Origin of the sequence: Micromonospora sp. DSM 45708 (genome assembly GCF_039566955.1) — a bacterium.
Lineage (GTDB): Bacteria > Actinomycetota > Actinomycetes > Mycobacteriales > Micromonosporaceae > Micromonospora.
Genome location: NZ_CP154796.1, coordinates 872959 through 890712, shown reverse-complemented (window position 1 = coordinate 890712; position 17754 = coordinate 872959). Strand labels below are relative to the sequence as shown.

General features: G+C 73.4%; 18 protein-coding genes. 3 read left to right on the top strand and 15 right to left on the bottom strand.

Annotation, left to right across the window (positions count from 1 at the left end):
• Window positions 1-102: 102 nt before the first annotated feature.
• Complete coding sequence (locus tag VKK44_RS04335) at window positions 103-438, bottom strand: hypothetical protein (protein WP_343445541.1); 336 nt, start codon at window positions 436-438, stop codon at window positions 103-105.
• Window positions 439-601: 163 nt separating this feature from the next.
• Window positions 602-1225 carry a mycothiol-dependent nitroreductase Rv2466c family protein gene (locus tag VKK44_RS04330; RefSeq protein WP_343445540.1) on the bottom strand — a complete coding sequence of 208 codons (624 nt, stop codon included), beginning with the start codon at window positions 1223-1225 and terminating at the stop codon, window positions 602-604.
• A gap of 225 nt (window positions 1226-1450) precedes the next feature.
• On the opposite strand from VKK44_RS04330, the gene pepN reads away from it, so the two are divergent.
• Both pepN and VKK44_RS04320 read left to right on the top strand, forming a co-directional pair.
• Entirely contained in the window at window positions 1451-3997 is a 2547-nt protein-coding gene (gene pepN, locus VKK44_RS04325) for an aminopeptidase N (RefSeq protein WP_343445539.1), read from the top strand.
• Window positions 3998-4081: 84 nt separating this feature from the next.
• Entirely contained in the window at window positions 4082-4645 is a 564-nt protein-coding gene (locus VKK44_RS04320; protein WP_343445538.1) for a Uma2 family endonuclease, read from the top strand.
• A gap of 65 nt (window positions 4646-4710) precedes the next feature.
• Here the strand turns inward: VKK44_RS04320 and VKK44_RS04315 are convergent, their stop codons facing one another.
• The 3 genes from VKK44_RS04315 to VKK44_RS04305 are packed head-to-tail and all read right to left on the bottom strand — an operon-like array spanning window position 4711 to window position 6932.
• Complete coding sequence (locus tag VKK44_RS04315) at window positions 4711-5124, bottom strand: DUF5130 family protein (protein ID WP_343445537.1); 414 nt, start codon at window positions 5122-5124, stop codon at window positions 4711-4713.
• Window positions 5111-5413 carry an aa3-type cytochrome oxidase subunit CtaJ gene (gene ctaJ / locus VKK44_RS04310; protein WP_458351603.1) on the bottom strand — a complete coding sequence of 101 codons (303 nt, stop codon included), beginning with the start codon at window positions 5411-5413 and terminating at the stop codon, window positions 5111-5113. Before ctaJ ends, VKK44_RS04315 begins: the two co-directional genes overlap by 14 nt.
• Before the next feature lie 55 nt (window positions 5414-5468).
• On the bottom strand, window positions 5469-6932 hold the full coding sequence (locus VKK44_RS04305) for an amidase (protein WP_343445536.1): 1464 nt from the start codon (window positions 6930-6932) through the stop codon (window positions 5469-5471).
• Window positions 6933-7124: 192 nt separating this feature from the next.
• Here VKK44_RS04305 and VKK44_RS04300 point away from each other — a divergent pair, with 192 nt between their 5' ends.
• Window positions 7125-8069: a poly(ethylene terephthalate) hydrolase family protein gene (locus VKK44_RS04300; protein WP_343447662.1), complete on the top strand. Its 945-nt coding sequence runs from the start codon at window positions 7125-7127 to the stop codon at window positions 8067-8069.
• A 58-nt stretch (window positions 8070-8127) separates the two neighbouring features.
• Here VKK44_RS04300 and VKK44_RS04295 read toward each other — a convergent pair whose 3' ends face one another.
• From VKK44_RS04295 to kynU, 10 genes are read right to left on the bottom strand one after another with little or no spacing between them, the layout of a single operon-like run.
• The gene (locus tag VKK44_RS04295) at window positions 8128-9129 is read right to left on the bottom strand and encodes an amidohydrolase family protein (protein ID WP_343445535.1); all 1002 of its coding nucleotides are present in this window, start codon (window positions 9127-9129) and stop codon (window positions 8128-8130) included.
• Window positions 9129-9653, bottom strand: a complete 525-nt coding sequence (locus VKK44_RS04290) for a 3-hydroxyanthranilate 3,4-dioxygenase (RefSeq protein WP_343445534.1) — start codon at window positions 9651-9653, stop codon at window positions 9129-9131. Before VKK44_RS04290 ends, VKK44_RS04295 begins: the two co-directional genes overlap by 1 nt.
• Window positions 9650-10072 (bottom strand): RidA family protein, encoded by a 423-nt coding sequence (locus VKK44_RS04285; RefSeq protein WP_343445533.1) that lies wholly within the window; start codon window positions 10070-10072, stop codon window positions 9650-9652. Before VKK44_RS04285 ends, VKK44_RS04290 begins: the two co-directional genes overlap by 4 nt.
• Entirely contained in the window at window positions 10069-10842 is a 774-nt protein-coding gene (locus VKK44_RS04280; RefSeq protein WP_343445532.1) for a 2-keto-4-pentenoate hydratase, read from the bottom strand. Before VKK44_RS04280 ends, VKK44_RS04285 begins: the two co-directional genes overlap by 4 nt.
• Window positions 10839-11894 (bottom strand): 4-hydroxy-2-oxovalerate aldolase, encoded by a 1056-nt coding sequence (gene dmpG / locus VKK44_RS04275; RefSeq protein WP_343445531.1) that lies wholly within the window; start codon window positions 11892-11894, stop codon window positions 10839-10841. Before dmpG ends, VKK44_RS04280 begins: the two co-directional genes overlap by 4 nt.
• The gene (locus tag VKK44_RS04270) at window positions 11891-12829 is read right to left on the bottom strand and encodes an acetaldehyde dehydrogenase (acetylating) (protein ID WP_343445530.1); all 939 of its coding nucleotides are present in this window, start codon (window positions 12827-12829) and stop codon (window positions 11891-11893) included. Before VKK44_RS04270 ends, dmpG begins: the two co-directional genes overlap by 4 nt.
• On the bottom strand, window positions 12826-13620 hold the full coding sequence (locus VKK44_RS04265; protein ID WP_343445529.1) for a 2-keto-4-pentenoate hydratase: 795 nt from the start codon (window positions 13618-13620) through the stop codon (window positions 12826-12828). Before VKK44_RS04265 ends, VKK44_RS04270 begins: the two co-directional genes overlap by 4 nt.
• Window positions 13621-13637: 17 nt before the next feature.
• Entirely contained in the window at window positions 13638-15119 is a 1482-nt protein-coding gene (locus VKK44_RS04260) for a 2-hydroxymuconic semialdehyde dehydrogenase (protein ID WP_343447661.1), read from the bottom strand.
• A gap of 20 nt (window positions 15120-15139) precedes the next feature.
• Window positions 15140-16468: an FAD-dependent oxidoreductase gene (locus VKK44_RS04255; RefSeq protein WP_343445528.1), complete on the bottom strand. Its 1329-nt coding sequence runs from the start codon at window positions 16466-16468 to the stop codon at window positions 15140-15142.
• Entirely contained in the window at window positions 16465-17745 is a 1281-nt protein-coding gene (gene kynU, locus VKK44_RS04250; RefSeq protein WP_343445527.1) for a kynureninase, read from the bottom strand. The genes VKK44_RS04255 and kynU overlap by 4 nt, the downstream gene beginning before the upstream one ends.
• Window positions 17746-17754: the final 9 nt, after the last annotated feature.

The window sequence follows — 17754 nt, the reverse complement described above, 5'->3', positions numbered from 1 at the left end:
CCGTCGCCCCCGCCGCCGGACTCGCCCCCTTCCACCTGGTGAAAGGAGGGGCCCCCGGTTAACGCCTCAGGTAGCGGCGGGGCCCCCTCTCAACAGCGGCGCTCAGGCCACGGGGTCGCGGTGACGGCCCGGACCGGCCGGGCGTCGGGCCGGCGCGGTCGGGCGGGAGCCGGCGTTGAGGCGTACCGTCGTCGCCCCCGCCGCGGCCGGGTGGGCGGCGGCGCCGGACCGGGTCGGAACGCGGGCGGGGCGGCCCGCCTCGGGCGGAGTCATCCTCGAGGTGGCCACCACCCGGGCCACACCGACCACGATGGGCGGAGCAAGCAGGTCGGCCAGCCCGGCGGGCCAGTCACCATCGGCCACCGACCAGTACGTCGCACCGGAATCCTCGGTCGCCGGCTGCGGCGCGTCGTCGGACAGGCGGCGGTGCTTACCCATGCGGAACGCCTCCAGGAGCTGCCGGGGTGCGGCGGCGATCGGGCCGCCGGCTGGGACACCCGGTGAAACGAGCCCCGCACCGACCCGGTGACGGGCGGCGCGGGTTGTTGAGCGGGGCCCCCTCCTCTGCGGGAGGCGTTAACCGGGGGCCCCTCCTTACACCTCAGTCGAAGATGGGGGCCTGGGTGCGGGTGCGCTTGAGTTCGTAGAAGCCGGGCGTCGCGGAGACCAGCAGCACGCCGTCCCAGAGCCGGCCGGCCGCCTCGCCCTTCGGCGCCGGAGTGATCACCGGGCCGAAGAACGCGACCTGGCCGCCGTCCGGGCCGGGCGCGTGGATGACGGGGGTGCCGACCTCGGTGCCGACCGGGCGCATGCCGGCCTCGTGGCTGGCCCGCAGCGCGGCGTCGTACTGCGTCGACTCGGCGGCGTCGGCGAGTCCCGGGTCCAGCCCGACGTCGGTGAGCGCGCCCGCCAGCATGTCCCGGCCCACCTCCTCCTTGCCGAGGTGGATCCGGGTGCCCATGGCGGTGTAGAGCCTCGCCAGCGTCTCGGCGCCGTGCGCCTGCTCGACGGCGATGCACACCCGGACCGGGCCCCAGCCCTTGCGCATCGCGTCCTGGTATTCCTCGGGCAGGTCCCGGCCCTCGTTGAGCACGGACAGGCTCATCACGTGGAACCGGATGTCCACGTCCCGAATCTGCTGGACCTCCAGCAGCCATCGGGAGGTGATCCACGCCCACGGGCAGATCGGGTCGAACCACATGTCCGCGGTGATACGTTCGGTCACGGTGCCGTCCCTTCGGTCTTCCCCGCGCCGGGGTCCCGGCGCCTTTACCTTCGATCCTCCCCCCGCGCCACATCGACATGCACCCGAATGAGAGCCTGACCTCGGCCGCCGAATGCGGCGTCTGCATGGAAGACTCGGTTTCGGACCGCCCGTCACGAGCGGACGGGGAGGCCGGTGCCGAGGGGCGCGGCGAGACGACTGGGATGGAGACGAACAGTGCCGGGAGTGCGCAACCTGACCCAGGTCGAGGCGATCGAGCGGGCCCGCCTGCTCGAGGTGACCGGGTACGACATCAACCTCGACCTGTCGACCGCCGTGCAGCCCACCGGCCGCACGTTCCGCTCGGTGACCGAGGTCCGGTTCCGCTGCGCCGAGCCGGGGGCGACCACGTTCATCGAGGTGGCCGCCGACGCGGTGCGGTCGGCCACGCTGAACGGTGAGCCGGTCGACCTGTCCGGCTGGTCCGCCGAGCAGGGCCTCACGCTGACCGGGCTGGCCGCCGAGAACGTCCTCGTGGTCGACGCCGACTTCGGCTACTCGAACAGCGGCCAGGGCCTGCACCGCACCGTCGACCCGGTCGACGGCGAGACCTATCTCTACAGCCAGTTCGAGACCGCCGACGCGCAGCGGGTCTTCGCCTGTTTCGACCAGCCCGACCTGAAGAGCGTCTACACCTGGCACGCCACCGTCCCGGACCACTGGAAGGTCGTGTCGAACATGCCGGTGGCCGGGGAGGAGGCCGCCGACGAGGGCATGAAGACGCTGCACTTCGCCCGGTCCGAGCGGATGAGCACCTACATCACCGCGCTGTGCGCCGGGCCGTACCACGAGGTGCGTCACACCCACGACGGCATCGACATGGGCTACTTCTGCCGGGCCAGCATGGCGCCCCACCTCGACGCGGACGACCTGCACCTGATCACCACGCAGGGCTTCGACTTCTTCCAGGAGAAGTTCGGCGTGCGCTACCCGCTGCCCAAGTACGACCAGCTCTGGGTGCCGGACTTCAACGCCGGCGCGATGGAGAACTTCGGCTGCGTCACGCACGCCGAGTCGCACTACATCTTCCGCTCGCAGGTCACCGACTTCGAGTACGAGCAGCGCGCCAACACGATCCTGCACGAGCTGGCGCACATGTGGTTCGGTGACCTGGTCACCATGCGCTGGTGGAACGACCTGTGGCTGAACGAGTCGTTCGCCGAGTGGGCCAGCCACTGGTGCAACACCCACGCCACCCGCTTCACCGACGCCTGGACGACGTTCCTGTCCATCCGCAAGAACTGGGGCTACCGGCAGGACCAGCTCTCCTCCACCCACCCGGTCTACTGCGAGATGCCGGACCTGGAGGCGGTCGAGGTCAACTTCGACGGCATCACGTACGCCAAGGGCGCCAGCGTGCTCAAGCAGCTCGTCGCGTACGTGGGCGAGGAGCCGTTCCTGGCCGGCCTGCGGGCCTACTTCGGCAAGCACGCCTGGGGCAACGCCACCTTCGACGACCTGCTCTCCGAACTGGAGGCGGCCTCCGGCCGGGAGCTGCGCAAGTTCGCCGCCCAGTGGCTGGAGACCGCGCAGGTCAACACGCTGCGTCCGGAGTTGACCATCGGCGCCGACGGCGCGTACGAGCGGGTGGTGGTGCGGCAGGAGGCGCCGACCGGGCACCCGACGCTGCGGACCCACCGGATCGGGGTGGGCCTCTACGACCTGACCGACGGCCGGCTGGTCCGGCGCGAGCTGGTCGAGGTGGACGTGACCGGCGAGCTGACCGAGCTGACCGCGCTGCACGGCCGGCCCGCCGCCGACGTGCTGCTGCTCAACGACGAGGACCTCACCTACACCAAGCTGCGGCTGGACGAGCGGTCCATGTCGACGGTGGTGCAGCACATCGCCGGCTTCGACTCGTCGCTGGCCCGCGCGCTGTGCTGGACGGCCGCCTGGGACATGACCCGCGACGCCGAGCTGTCCGCCCGGGACTACGTGGCGCTGGTGCTGGCCGGGCTGACCGCCGAGACCGACATCAACCTGGTCACCGCCACGCTGCGGCAGGCGACCACCGCGCTCACCTTCTACGCCGACCCGGCGTGGGCGCCGACGGGCTGGGCCGACCTGGCCCGTACCGCGCGGACCGCGCTCGCCGCGGCGGAACCGGGCAGCGGTTTCCAGCTCGCCTGGGCCCGGGCGTACGCCTCGTCGGCCCGCTCCGGCGAGGACCTGGCGACGCTGCGCGGCTGGTTGGCCGGCAGCGGGGTGCCGGCCGGCCTGACCGTCGACACCGAGCTGCGGTGGAGCGTGTTGCAGTCGCTTGTCGCCAACGGCGCGGCCGGAACCGCCGAGGTGGACGCCGAGCTGGCGGGCGACCGCACCGCCAGCGGCGAGCGGGAGGCCGCGTACGCGCACGCGCTGGTGCCGACCGAGGCGAACAAGGCCGCGGTGTGGGCGCAGCTCACCGGCCCGGACGCGCTGCCCAACTGGCGCAACCGCGCGCTGTTGCAGGGTTTCACCCACCCGGCGCAGGTGGAGCTGACCGCGCCCTACCGGGAGCGCTACTTCGCCGCCGTCGACCAGGTGTGGGCGCAGCGGGACAGCGAGCCGGCGCAGGAGTTCGTGCAGCTCGCCTACCCGGCGTACCTGGTCGAGGAGGACACCGTCGCGGCCACCGACGCGTGGCTGGCCCGCGACGGTCAGCCGGCGTCGCTGCGTCGCCTGGTGGCCGAGGGGCGCGACGGCGTGGTCCGCGCGTTGAAGGCCCGCGAGCGGGACGCCCGCAGCGCCTGATCAGCGGTACGACGGCCGGGGCCGGCGCGGGTGGAAGCCCGCGCCGGCCCCGGCCCTTTATCGTGTACGGAGGAGGTGGACGTGATGGCACAGCCGATCTACGAATGGCGGCCGCCCGAGCGCGACTGGCGGGAACAGGATCTGTTCAGCCTGCCCGAGGACGGGAACCGCTACGAGATCATCGACGGGAGCCTCCACGTGGCTCCACCTCCGGGGTTCGCCCACCAGGAGCTGGCTGACGATCTGCGCATGGCGCTACGTCTCACTGCGCCTGAAGGATGGCGGGTCATCCGGGAAGCCGGTCTCCGCGCGCCTGGCAGCAATCTCATTCCCGACATCAGCGTGGTCAAGCCGAATGCCCCGCGCGACGGCCTGTGGCTGCACGCGGCCGACGTGGCGCTGGTGGTGGAGGTGGAGTCGCCGAGCAGTCGGCGGCACGACCGCTTCACCAAGCCATCCGTCTACGCCGAGGCCGGCATCCCGCACTACTGGCGGGTGGAGCGGGGTGAGTTCGGGCCGGTCATCCATCGCTACCAACTGACCAAGGGCGTGCACTACGACCTGGTCGGGACGCTCGGCCCCGACGATCCGGCGCAGATCGACGAGCCGTGGCCGATGCGGCTGGACCCCTCCGCCTGGCCCCGCTGAGCCCACGAGAAAGCCCGGTCCACGCGTTACGCGGGCCGGGCTTCGTCGTGTGTGCGGGGCGGCGCTCAGCCCTTGCCGGCGTGGCTGGCGAGCTGGTCGAGGCCCTGGATGACGCCCCCCGCGAGGTCGCCGCCGCCGAAGGACGCCACCATGGAGAGCGCGGCCAGCTTCGCGTACGTGTCCGGGATGCGCTTGCGGGCGTACTTGCCGGTGACGATCTCCAGTTGCCGCTGGTTGGGCGACACCGCGATCAGCACCGACCGGTCCGGCTCGGCGAGCTGCCGGTGCAGCCGCTCGGCGTGCTCGCGGATCGGCTCGTCGAGGCCGCCCACGTAGACCGAGAAGACCAGGCCGGTGCCCTGGTCGGCCAGGCGGAGCGCCTCGTCGATGCGGAGCAGCTGCCGGGTCGAGAACGGCCCGTCCAGCACGTCGGGCGGGGTGCCCGTCCCGGTCGTGGGCCGCGCTTCACCAACGGTCACTTGCGCCTCCGGTTCCACCGGCCGGCGCCTCCCGGCCGGCCTGCTCCTGCTTGTGGCTGGTCAGCGCCGGCGCCTGCGCGCCGGCGGTCAGCGCGGTGCCGGCCGAGTCGGCCAGCTGCTCCGGACGGCCCAGGAACCAGACCGGAGTGAAGTCGAAGGGCCGGCCCGGCCGGTAGCGCTTGGCGACGCCACCGTGGCCACGGCTGCCGGCAGCCGCCAGACCGGCGATCACCAGCACCGCGGCGACCGGGATGCCGACGAAGACCACCAACGTCTCGGTAACAGACAATCCCAACGCCCCCAGGCGGAAGAGAGACCAGGAATGTTCCGGGTCGGACGGACGGTCACGACGGGCCGCGCCCGACCTCGCTTGTGATGTTCACGTTAGCGGAGTCGACGGCCCGCCAGATTGCGGGGTGCTGATCCCATCCGCCACAGCAGTGCTCCAGTTGCGCGGCAGTGGCGATCAGCGTGGCGTCGTCGCCGTAGCGGCCGGTGAGCAGCACCCCGACCGGCAGGCCCTCGGCGGTCCGGCCGACCGGCAGCGAAACGGACGGGTCGCCGGTGACGTTGAAGACCGCGCAGTACGGCGAGAAGCGCCGCTGCCGGTCGAAATCCTCCGCCGGGTCGAGCGCGGCGAACGCGCCGACCGGTGCCTGCGGGGCCGCCAGGGTGGGGCAGAGCAGCAGGTCACAGCCGGCGGTCCGGCGTGCGCCGCGGCGGACCTGGGCCTGGAGTTCGCCGAGCGCGGCCATCAGTCGGGCCGCGCCGACCGCCTCGCCGCGCTCGCGCAGGAACCGGGTCAACGGCAGCAGCTCGCCCTCCCGCCCGGCCGGAACGGGGGCGAGCGCCAGCGCGTACCAGACGGTTTCGAACATCGGCCACACCTCCGGGCCGAGCGGCGCGGGGACCTCGACCACGTCGTGGCCGGCGTCGGCGAGCAGCGCGGCGGCCCGGTCGACAGCGGTCACGCAGTCGGGGTGGACCGGCTCGTCGGCGAGCATCCCGGTGGTGAAGCGGCCGATCCGCAGCCGGCCGGGCCGGGCGGCGCGGGCGACGCCGAGGTAGCCGCCGGCGGGCGCGGCCGGCGGCAGGTAGGGCTCGCCGGGCGCCGGTTGCGCCAGCACGTCGAGCAGCGCCGCCACGTCGGCGACGGTGCGGCCGAGCGGACCGTTGGTGGGCAGCCCGAACGCGCCGAAGCCGAGCGGGCCGCCGGAGACCAGACCCCGGCTCGGCTTGTGGCCGACCAGACCGCAGAGCGCGGCCGGGATGCGCAGCGAGCCACCGCCGTCGGAGCCCTGCGCGACCGGCACCAGGCCGGCGGCGACCGCCGCCGCCGCGCCGCCGCTGGACCCGCCCGCGGTGTACGCCAGGTCCCACGGGTTGCGGGCCGGCGGCGCGACCCGCCCCTCGGAGTAGAGCGAGCAGCCCAGCTCGGAGGTGGTGGTCTTGCCGAGGCTGACCAGCCCGGCGCCGGCCAGGAAGCGGACCACGTCGGCGTCGACCGGCGGGACGAAGTCGGCGAACGCGGCCGAGCCGAACGTGGTCCGGACGCCGGCGGTCAGCGTCAGGTCCTTGATCGCGGTCGGCACGCCGTGCAGCGGGCCGTGCTCGCCCACCGCCACGGCGTCGGCGGCCCGCGCGGCGGCTCGGGCGCGCTCGGCGGTAACCGTGACGAACGCGCCGACGGTGTCGCCGAGCGCGTCGACCCGGCGCAGGTGGTGCTCGACCAGCTCCAGGCTGGACAGTTCGCCCCGGCGGATCGCGGCGGCCTGCTCCAGCGCGGTCAGGTCGTGCGGCTCGGCCATGGCCACCATCCTGCCCGCTCGGTGGCCGGACCGCCGGGCGACACGTCCGGCCGGGCCGCGGCCCGGCCCATACCCGGCTGGCATGACCGGATCGGGATTGTCGCCCGGTGGACCCGGCACGGACCATCAACTCATCGGTCATCTTCGATCGATTTCCGCCCCGACCACCGCCAGGAGCATGCCGTGCAGCCCATCACCGCCCCGCACGACCGCCCGCCCCGGGGCCGGCCGGCCCGCCGCCGCCTGCCGCGTACCCTCCGCCCGTTGCTCGCCCTCGCCCTGACCGCCGCCGGTCTCGCCACGCTGCCCGCGACGCCGGCCGGGGCCCGCGACGGCGCCCCGGTCGCCCCGCTGGCCGCGAACCCCTACGAGCGGGGTCCCGCGCCCACGGTGGCCAGCATCGAGGCCGCCCAGGGTCCGTTCGCCACCGCCCAGACCACGGTGCCCGCGTCCAGCGTGAGCGGATTCCGGGGCGGCACGATCTACTACCCGACCAGCACCGCCGAGGGCACGTTCGGCGCGGTGGCCATCTCCCCCGGGTTCACCGCCAGCCAGTCCTCGGTCGCCTGGCTCGGACCGCGCCTGGCGTCCCAGGGCTTCGTGGTCATCACCATCGACACGCTCTCCGTCTACGACCAGCCGGCCAGCCGGGGCACCCAGCTCCTGGCCGCCCTGGACTACCTGGCCGGCACCAGCGCGGTGCGGACCCGGATCGACCGCAACCGGCTGGCCGTGATGGGGCACTCGATGGGCGGTGGCGGCAGCCTGTCGGCGGCCAACGCCCGGCCCGCCCTTCAGGCGGCGATCCCGCTGACCGGCTGGCACACCGTGAAGAACTGGTCGTCGGTCCGCGTGCCGACGCTTGTCGTCGGCGCCGAGAACGACACGGTGGCACCGGTGTCGTCGCACTCGGAGCCGTTCTACACCAGCCTGCCGGCGACCCTGGACAAGGCGTACCTGGAGTTGAACGCGGCGACCCACTCGGCGCCGACCTCGCCGAACGTGACCGTCGCGAAGTACAGCATCTCCTGGCTCAAGCGGTTCGTCGACGACGACACCCGCTACGAGCAGTTCCTCTGCCCGGCGCCCCAAGGCAGCGCCATCGAGGAGTACCGCGACACCTGCCCGCACTCCTGAGCGGCGCCGGGCGCGTCCGTCGTCTCCAGGGCGACGGACGCGCCCGCCCGCGCAGCCGTCAGCGGCCGAGGAAGCGCAGCGCGTTGCCGCCGAGCAGCGCGGCCCGCTGCGCGTCGGTGAGGAAGTCGGAGCGGTGCACCACCTGCCCGACCGGCCGCTCCCCCAGCGGGTACGGGTAGTCGCTGCCGAGCAGCACCCGGTCGGCGCCCATGGTGTCCACCAGCAGGCGCAGCGCGGCCGGCTCGAAGACCACCGAGTCGACGCTGAACCGGTCGACGTACGAGCTGGGCGGCGCGGTGGACGCGCCGCGTACCAGGTCGCCGCGGCGGTGCCAGGCGTTGTCGGCGCGGCCCAGCCAGAACGGGAAGCTGCCGCCGCCGTGCGCGAAACAGATCCGCAGCGTCTCCGGCACCCGGTCGAACACGCCGCCGAGGATCAGCGCCAGCACCGACAGGTGCGTCTCCGCCGGCATGCCGGTCAACCAGCGGGCCATCCACCGGTTCAGGCGGGGCCCGCCGGGCATGTCCCACGGGTGCACGAAGACCGGCGCGCCGACCTCGGCGCAGTGGGTCAGGAACGCCACGATGCCGGCGTCGTCGAGGTCCCGGTCGCCGACATGGTTGCCGATCTCCACACCGGCGTGCCCGGCCGCGAGGCAGCGGTCCAGCTCGGCGCAGGCGGCGTCCGGGTCCTGCAACGGCACCTGGCAGAACGGCACCAGCCGGTCGCCACCGGCGGCGGTGACCTCCAGCGTGAGGTCGTTGAAGATCCGGGCCACCTTGACCGCCTGGTCGGCCGGACGGTCGTAGCCGAAGAAGACCGGGGTCGGCGAGACGACCTGGACGTCGACGCCGTCGGTGGTCATGTCGGCGAGCCGGGTGGGCGCGTCCCAGCACGCCGCGCCGACCGGACGGAACTCCGTCTCCCCCACCATGATCATCGCGGCACGCTCGGAGTCCACCCGCAACCAGGGCCAACCGGACCCGCCGCAGGCCACCGCGAGGTCCGGCCATCCCTTCGGTACGACGTGCGTGTGCACATCGACCACCGGCACCGGCATCAGCCCTTGCCCGGGTGCAGCGCGCCGCAGTTGTCGCAGGTGCGGGCCTTCTCGTCGGCGTAGAACGCGGCGAAGACCGGGGGCAGGTCGGCGGCGATGTCGCGCACCTGCAACTCCACCTCGTGCACCTTGTTGCTGCACTCGGCGCAGTACCACTGGAACTTCTCCAGCGTGCCCTCCTCGCGGACCCGCTCGATCACCATGCCGATCGAGCCGGCCTCCGGACGCTGCGGCGAGTGCGGGGTGTTGCGCGGCAGCATCCACATCTGCCCCTCACGCACGTGCACCGTACGCGGCCCCTCGGGCGTCATCAGGTTGACGTGCATGTTGCCCTTGACCTGGTAGAAGAACTCCTCGTACGGGTCGACGTGGAAGTCGGTGCGCTGGTTCGGCCCGCCCACCACCATGACGATGAAGTCGTCGCTGCCGGGCAGCATCTCCTTGTTGCCCACCGGCGGCTTGAGCAGGTGCTGGTTCTCCCCGATCCAGCCGGAGAAGCTGAACGGCTCGGCGATCTCACTCATGACGGACCTCCCGACGACAGTAGGGCGACGGCCTGCATCTCGATCAGCAGGTGCGGGTGCGGAAGCTGGTGCACGGCCACCGTGGTCCGGGTCGGCCCGGTGGCGTCGAAGAACTCCGCCCACACCTCGTTGTAGCCGCCGAAGTCGTTCATGTTGACCAGGTAGCTGGTGACCTGCACCAGGTCGGTCAGCTCCGCGCCCACCGACCGGAGCAGGTCCCGGATGTTCTCGACCACGGCCCGGGTCTGCGCCCGGATGTCCAGGTCGGTGGTGCCGAACTCGTCCACCGACACACCGGCGAACGTGTTGTCCGGCCGGCGCGACGACGTACCGGAGACGAAGACGAACCCGCCCGCCACCTTGACGTGCGGGAACGCGCCGCGCGGCACGGCCTTCCCGGCGACGACCCGGGCGGTCATGGGCGGGCCCTCAGCGTGGCGGACCCGAGCTTCTCCACCACGGCGCGCACGTGCGCGCCGGGTCGCAGCGGCACCGCGGCGGTGGCCGCGCCGGCCAGGAACACCCAGCCCTTGCGCAGCCGGACACCGTGCCGGCCGGCCAGCCGCAGGCCCTCGTCGAGCGCGCGACGCGGGTCACCGAGGATGGCCGCGGTGGAGCCGACCTGCGCCACCCGCCCGTCGACCTCCAGCAGCACACCGAGATTGTCCAGCCCGTCCGGCACCGGTGACCAGGGCCCGATCGCGAACGCGGCGGCCGAGGTGTTGTCCGCGACCACGTCCGGCAGCGAGAACGTGAAGTTCGCGTACCGGGAGTCGATCAGCTCGATCGCCGGGGCGACCGCGCGGACGGCCCGGGTGAACGAGCCGACCGGCTCGCCGGGCTCGGGCAGCCGGTCCAGCAGGAACGCCACCTCCGGCTCGACCCGCGGGTGGATGAAGTCGCCGGTGTCGACCGTGCCGCCGTCGGGCACCCGCATCACGTCGGTGAGCCGGCCCCAGATCACCTCGTCCACGCCGACCTGGGCCATCTTGGCCTTGCTGGTCAGCCCCATCTTCAGGCCGACCAGCCGCTCGCCGCGGTCGAGGCGGCGCTGCACCAGCGCGGCCTGCACCGCGTACGCGGCGTCCACGTCGAGGCCGGCCTCGGCGGCGAGCTGTCCGATCGCGGTGGCGGAGTCGGCCGCCGCGCCCAGCTTCTCCGCGATCCCCGCGACGTCCGGCCCGATCATGAGTTCTCCTTACCGGCCAGGTCCAGTGCCACGTCCACGATCATGTCCTCCTGGCCGCCGACCATCCGGCGGCGGCCCAGCTCGACCAGGATCGAGCGCACGTCCACGCCGTACTTCGCCGAGGCCCGCTCGGCGTGCCGCAGGAAGCTGGAGTAGACGCCCGCGTACCCGAGGGAGAGCGTCTCCCGGTCCACCTGCACCGGCCGGTCCTGCAACGGGCGGACCAGGTCGTCGGCGGCGTCCATCAGCGCGAACACGTCGCAGCCGTGCTTCCAGCCGTGCAGCTCGGCCACCGCCACGAACACCTCCAGCGGCGCGTTGCCGGCGCCCGCGCCCATGCCGGCCAGCGACGCGTCCACCCGGACGGTCCGCCCGGACGGCGACCCGAGCGGGCCGTCGCCGAGGATCCGGCCGTGCTCGACGGCCAGCACGCTGTTGGCCACGCCGAGCGACAGGTTGTGGTGCGCGTGGATGCCGATCTGCGTCTCCGGGGCCAGCACCTGCCGGTACGCGTCGACGCGTTGCGCCACGTCGGACATCAGCAGCCGGCCCCCGGAGTCGGTGACGTAGACGCAGTGCGCGCCGTACGACTCCATCAGCCTGGCCTGCGCGGCCAGCCCGGCCGGGTCGTTCAGGTGCGACATCATCAGGAACCCGGCGACGTCCATGCCGTTCTCCCGGGCCCAGGCGATGTGCTGGGCGGAGATGTCCGCCTCGGTGCAGTGGGTGGCGATCCGCACACTCGTCACGCCGAGCGCCTTCGCCGCCTTCAGGTCGGCGATGGTGCCGATGCCGGGCAGCAGCAGCGTGGTGAGCCGGGCGTTCGTCAGCACCTCGGCGGCGGCCGAGATCCACTCCGCGTCGGAGGCCGCGCCGTGGCCGTAGTTGACGCTGGAGCCGGCCAGCCCGTCGCCGTGCGCCACCTCGATGGCGGCCACCCCGGCGGCGTCGAGCGCGGCGGCGATGGTGCGCACCTGGTCGACCGTGTAGCGGTGGGCGATGGCGTGCATGCCGTCGCGCAGCGTCACGTCCTGGATGTAGAGGTCGGTCATCGCGCGGCCACCTCCGAGGAGCGCAGGGCCACCAGTCGCTCGGCGGTGCGCAGCGCGGCCGACGTCATGATGTCCAGGTTCCCGGCGTACGCGGGCAGGTAGTGCCCGGCACCGGAGACCTCCAGGAACACCGACACCTGAAGCCCGGTGACGTGCCGGCCGAGCACCGGCGCGTACGTGTCCACCGGGTCGAACTGCACCTCCTGCTTGAGCCGGTAGCCGGGCACGTACTCCTGCACCGTGGCCACCATGTCGGCCACCGAGGCGGCGATCGCGGCGCGGTCGGCGTCGGCGTCCGGGCAGAGGCAGTAGACGGTGTCCCGCATCAGCAGCGGCGGGTCGGCCGGGTTCAGCACGATGATCGCCTTGCCGCGTTCGGCGCCGCCGACCACCTCGATGGCCCGGGCGGTGGTCTCGGTGAACTCGTCGATGTTGGCGCGGGTGCCCGGCCCGGCCGACTTCGACGCGATCGAGGCGACGATCTCCCCGTACGCGACCGGGGTGACCCGGCCGACCGCGTGCACGATCGGCACGGTGGCCTGCCCGCCGCAGGTGACCATGTTGACGTTCGGCTCGGCCAGGTGCTCGTCCAGGTTGACCGGCGGCACCACGTACGGGCCGATCGCGGCCGGGGTCAGGTCGACAACGGTCCGGCCGTGCGCGCGCAGCACCTCGGCGTGGCGGCGGTGCGCGCCGGCCGAGGTGGCGTCGAAGACCAGCTCGACGTCGGCGAACTCGGGCAACGCGACCAGCCCGTCGACGCCCTCGGCGGTGGTGGTCACGCCGAGCCGGCGGGCCCGGGCCAGACCGTCCGAGGCCGGGTCGATGCCGGCCATCGCGACCATCCGCAGTCCGGTGCCGAGCCGCAGCACCTTGATCATCAGGTCGGTGCCGATGTTGCCCGAGCCCAGCACCGCCACACCCGTCGTGCTCATGAACCCTCCCGGGAGAAACAGGTACGCACCGAGCCGAGCCCGGAGATCCTCGCCTCGTACGCGGCGCCGGGCGTGACCGGCACCATCGGGCCGAGCGCGCCGGAGAGCACCACGTCACCGGCCTTCAGCGGGTCACCGGCACGGGCCAGCGTGGCGGCCAGCCACTCCAGCGCGTGCAACGGGTTGCCGAGGCAGGCCGCGCCCGCGCCGACCGAGACCGGCTCGCCCGCGTGCTCCAGCACCATGCCGCACAGCCGCAGGTCCACGTCGGCCAGCCGGCGCGGCGCGGTGCCGAGCACGAACAGCCCACTGGAGGCGTTGTCCGCGATCGTGTCCACGATGGAGATGTCCCAGCCGGCGATCCGCGAGTCGACGATCTCGATGGCCGGCAGCACGTGGTCCACGGCCCGGATCAGGTCGACGGTGGTGACCCGCTCGTCCGGCAGGTCGACGCCGAGCACGAACGCGATCTCCGCCTCCACCCGGGGCTGGAGCAGCCGGTCGATCGGCACCTCCACGCCGTCACCGACGGCCATGTCGTCGAAGAGCATCCCGAAGTCGGGCTGGAAGACGCCGAAGCTCTCCTGCACCGCCCGTGAGGTCAGGCCGATCTTCGCGCCGACCCGGCGGCGCCCCTTGCCGAGGCGCTGCCGGGTGTAGACCTGCTGCGCCTGGTACGCGGCCTCGACGTCGCCCTCCGGCAGCAGCCGGCCGCGCAGCGGCGGGCAGGGCTTCCCCTCCTGCCGGGCCACGGCGAGTTCCCGGTTGGCGGCCTCGATGTCCACGGTCATGCCGGCTCCTCGCTCGTTCACGTCAGGTCCACGCAGACGTTCGTCAGTTCCGAGTAGAAGGCGAGCGAGTGCACGCCGCCCTCCCGGCCGACCCCGGACGCCTTCACCCCGCCGAACGGGGTGCGCAGGTCGCGCAGGAACCAGGTGTTGACCCAGACGATGCCGGCGTCCAGCCGCGCCCCGGCCCGGTGCGCCCGGCCCACGTCCCGGGTCCAGACGGTCGCCGCCAGGCCGTAGTCGGTGCCGTTGGCCAGCGCGTACGCCTCCTCCTCGTCGTCGAACGGCGCGACGTGCACCACCGGCCCGAAGATCTCCTCGCGGTTGGTCCGGGCGTCCGGCCCGAGGCCGGTGAGCACGGTCGGCCGCACGTACGCGCCGCCGTCGCGGGCGTCGCCGAAGCGGGGCGTCCCGCCGCCGGCGCGCACCTCGGCGCCCTCGGTGCGGGCCAGCGCGTAGTGGCCGAGCACCTTGTCCCGGTGGGCGTGCGAGATCAGCGGCATGTTCACCGTCGCCTCGTCCGCCGGCCAGCCGTACGCCAGCTCGTCGGCGCGCTTCGCCAGCCGCGCGGTGAACTCCTCGAAGACCGGCCGCTGCACGTAGATCCGCTCGGTGCAGAGGCACACCTGGCCGCCGTTGGTGAAGCTGGACCGGACCGAGCCGGCGACCGCGGCGTCCAGGTCGGCGTCGGCGAAGACCAGGCCGGCGTTCTTGCCGCCCAGCTCGAAGCTCACCGCCTTCACCCCGTCGGCGGCGGCGCGCATGATGGCGCTGCCGGTGGCCGACTCGCCGGTGAACGTGATCGCGTCGACGCCCGGGTGCCGGGTCAGGTGCTCGCCGGCCGAGCCGGGCCCGAAGCCGTGCACCAGGTTGAACACGCCGTCCGGCACGCCGGCCGCGGCCATCACCTCGGCCAGCAGCGTGGCCGAGGCCGGCGTCTCCTCGCTGGGCTTGACCACCACCGCGTTGCCGCAGGCCAGCGCCGGGGCGACCTTCCAGGTGAGCAGCAGCAGCGGCAGGTTCCACGGCACGATGACGGCGACCACGCCGACCGGCTTGCGGACCGCGTAGTTGAGCGCCCGGCCGCCGGTCGGGGTGACCGTGGTGAACGACTCGGTCGGCGCGGTCGCCACGATCTCGGCGAACGCCCGGAAGTTGGCCGCGCCGCGCGGGATGTCCAGCGTGCGGGCCTGCGAGATGGCCTTGCCGGTGTCCGCCACCTCGGCCGCGACCAGGTCGTCGAAGCGGCGCTCCAACTCGTCGGCGACCCGGCGCAGCACCTCGGCGCGTTCCCGCTCGCCCATCCGGCCCCACGGGCCGCGCAGCGCCGCCCGGCCGGCGGCGACCGCGTCGTCGACCACCGACGAGGAGGCCTCCACCACCTCGAAGACCGGCTCGCCGGTCACCGGGCTGCGCTTGGTGAACCGGGAACCGGCGTCGACGAACGCGCCGCCGACGAAGTTGCGCAGCAGGCCGGGGCCGTCCGGCGCGTGGCCGGTCATCAGCCGGGGGTCCCAGAGCGTCACCGCCGCCTCCCCAGCGCCACGCCGACACCGGCGGCCAGCAGCGCCGCCGCACCGGCCGCGACCGCGCCGACGGCGGCGTACTGCCGGCGGACCCGGCGGCGCACCTGCGCGTACGGGGTGGTGGAGAACGAGACCAGCTCGTACTGGGAGACGTAGCGGCCGGGCAGCGCCCGTTCCAGCGCGTGCTCGACCGTCTTGCGGGCCCGGAACACCGGCGAGGCGACCTTGTCCCGCATCTCCACGAAGTTGGCCAGCGCCATCCGGGCGATCGCCTCCGCGTCGTCGCGGCGGCGGTGCTGGAACAGCGGCAGCGCGGCGGCCCACTCGTCGTCGCACTCGTCGAGGCAGCGGTCCAGCTCGACCACGTCCTCGAACGCGCAGTTCGCGCCCTGGCCGTAGAACGGCACGATGGCGTGCGCGGCGTCGCCGAGCAGGCCGACCCGGCCGGCCACCTGCCACGGCGTGCAGCGCACCGTGCCCAGCACCCCGACCGGGTTGTGCTGGTAGTCGTCGACCAGGTTCGGCGCGAGCGGGACCAGGTCCGGGTAGTGGTCGGCGAAGAACCGCTCGATCGCGGCCGGGCTGCTCAGCGACGCGAAGCTGCTCCTGCCGTGGGTGGGCCAGAACAGCGTGCAGGTGAACGAGCGGTCCGGGTTCGGCAGCGCGATCATCATCGAGGTGCCGCGCGGCCAGATGTGCAGCGCGCCCGGGTCCAGGGCGAACTCCCCGCCGATCGGCGGGATGGTCAGCTCCTTGTAGCCGTAGTCGAGGAAGTCCAGGCTCTCGGTCAGGCCCCCGTACGCCAGCAGTTGCCCGCGCACCGCGGAGCCGGCGCCGTCCGCGCCGAGGACGACCGACGCGGTGGCGGTGACCTTGCCCCGCGGGGTCTCGAACGTCATCTCGCCGCCGACCGGGTCGAGGCCGACCAGCCGGTGGTCGAACGCGATCCGCACGCCCGGCAGCGCGGCGGCGGCGTCGAGCAGCGCGTTGTTCAGCGCGCCCCGGCTGATCGAGTTGATCGCCCGGTCCCCGGAGACGCTGTAGGACTGGAACTGCGGCTCGCCCCCGACCGGGTGGATCATCCGGCCGCGCATCGGCAGCGCGTCCGCCATCACCTGTTCGTCCAGGCCGATCCGGCGCAGCGCGTCCAGGCCACGCTCGGAGAGCGCCAGGTTGATCGAGCGGCCCCGCTCGACGGTGCCGGTGCGCGGGTCCCCCCGCCGCTCGTAGAGCGCGACCGGGTAGCCCCGCCGGGCCAGGAAGCAGGCCAGTAGGCAGCCGGCCAGCCCCGCCCCGACCACGGCGACCTCGTCGCGTTCCGTCATGACCCCTCCTTGCCGACCACGGCGGCCAGCGCGTCGGCGACCCGCCAGCAGTCGTGGTACGTCGAGTAGAGCGGCACCGGCGCGAACCGGACCACGTCCGGCTCCCGGGCGTCGGCGATCACCCCGTGCTCGTGCCGCAGCCGCTTGGTCACCTCGTTCGCACCACCCGACCCGATCCGGACGGAGAGCTGGCAACCACGGCGGGCCGGGTCGCGCGGCGTGACCACGGTCAGCGGCCGACCGGGCGTCACCTCGTCGAGCAGCCGCTCCAGCCAGCCGGTGAGCCGCAGGCTGCGCTCGCGCAGCGCCGGCATGCCGACGGCGTCGAACAGCGCCAGCGAGGTGCGCACCGGACCCATCGCGAAGATCGGCGGGTTGGAGATCTGCCACGCCTCCACGGTGGCCGGCGGGCGGGACACCGGCGTCATCTCGAACCGGGTGGCCGCCTCGGTGCTCCACCAGCCCTCGAAGCGGGGCAGCGAGGGGTCGCCGAGGTGCCGCTCGTGGACGAAGACGCCGGCCAGCGCGCCCGGCCCGGAGTTCAGGTACTTGTAGGAGCACCAGGCGGCGAAGTCGACGTCCCAGTCGTGCAGCGCCAGCGGCACGTTGCCGGCGGCGTGCGCCAGGTCCCAGCCGACCACCGCGCCGGCCGCCCGCCCGGCGGCGGTGATCGCCGGGATGTCCATCAGCTCGCCGGTCAGGTAGTTGACGCCGCCGAGCAGCAGCAGCGCCACCGTGTGCCCCTCGGCCGCCAGGAAGTCGGTGACGTCGGACGTGCGCAGGGTGTCCTCACCCGGGCGGGGCTTGAGCCGTACCACCGTGGCGTCCGGGTCCAGGCCGTGGAACCGGGCCTGGCTGCGCACCGCGTAGCTGTCCGAGGGGAACGCGCTGTCCTCGATGACGATCCGGGTGCGCCCGCCCGCCGGGCGGTAGAAGCTCACCATCAGCAGGTGCAGGTTGACCGTCAGCGAGTTCATCACCACGGTCTCGGTGGGCAGCGCGCCGACCAGGCGCGCGGCCGGCGCGGTCAACAGCTCGTGGTACGGCAGCCAGGGCCGCTCCGCCTCCAGGTGCCCCTCGACGCCCAGCCGACGCCAGGCGTCCAGGTCGGCGACGAGTTCGTCCCGGGTGGCCCGGGGTTGCAGGCCCAGCGAGTTGCCGGCCAGGTACGCCACGTCGGGGTGCCGCCCGCCCTCGGCCGGCGGCACGTGGAACAGGTGCCGGTGGCCGGGGTCGGCGGCGTCGAGCCGGTGGGCTTCGCTCTCGGGGGTGATCATGGTTGTTCT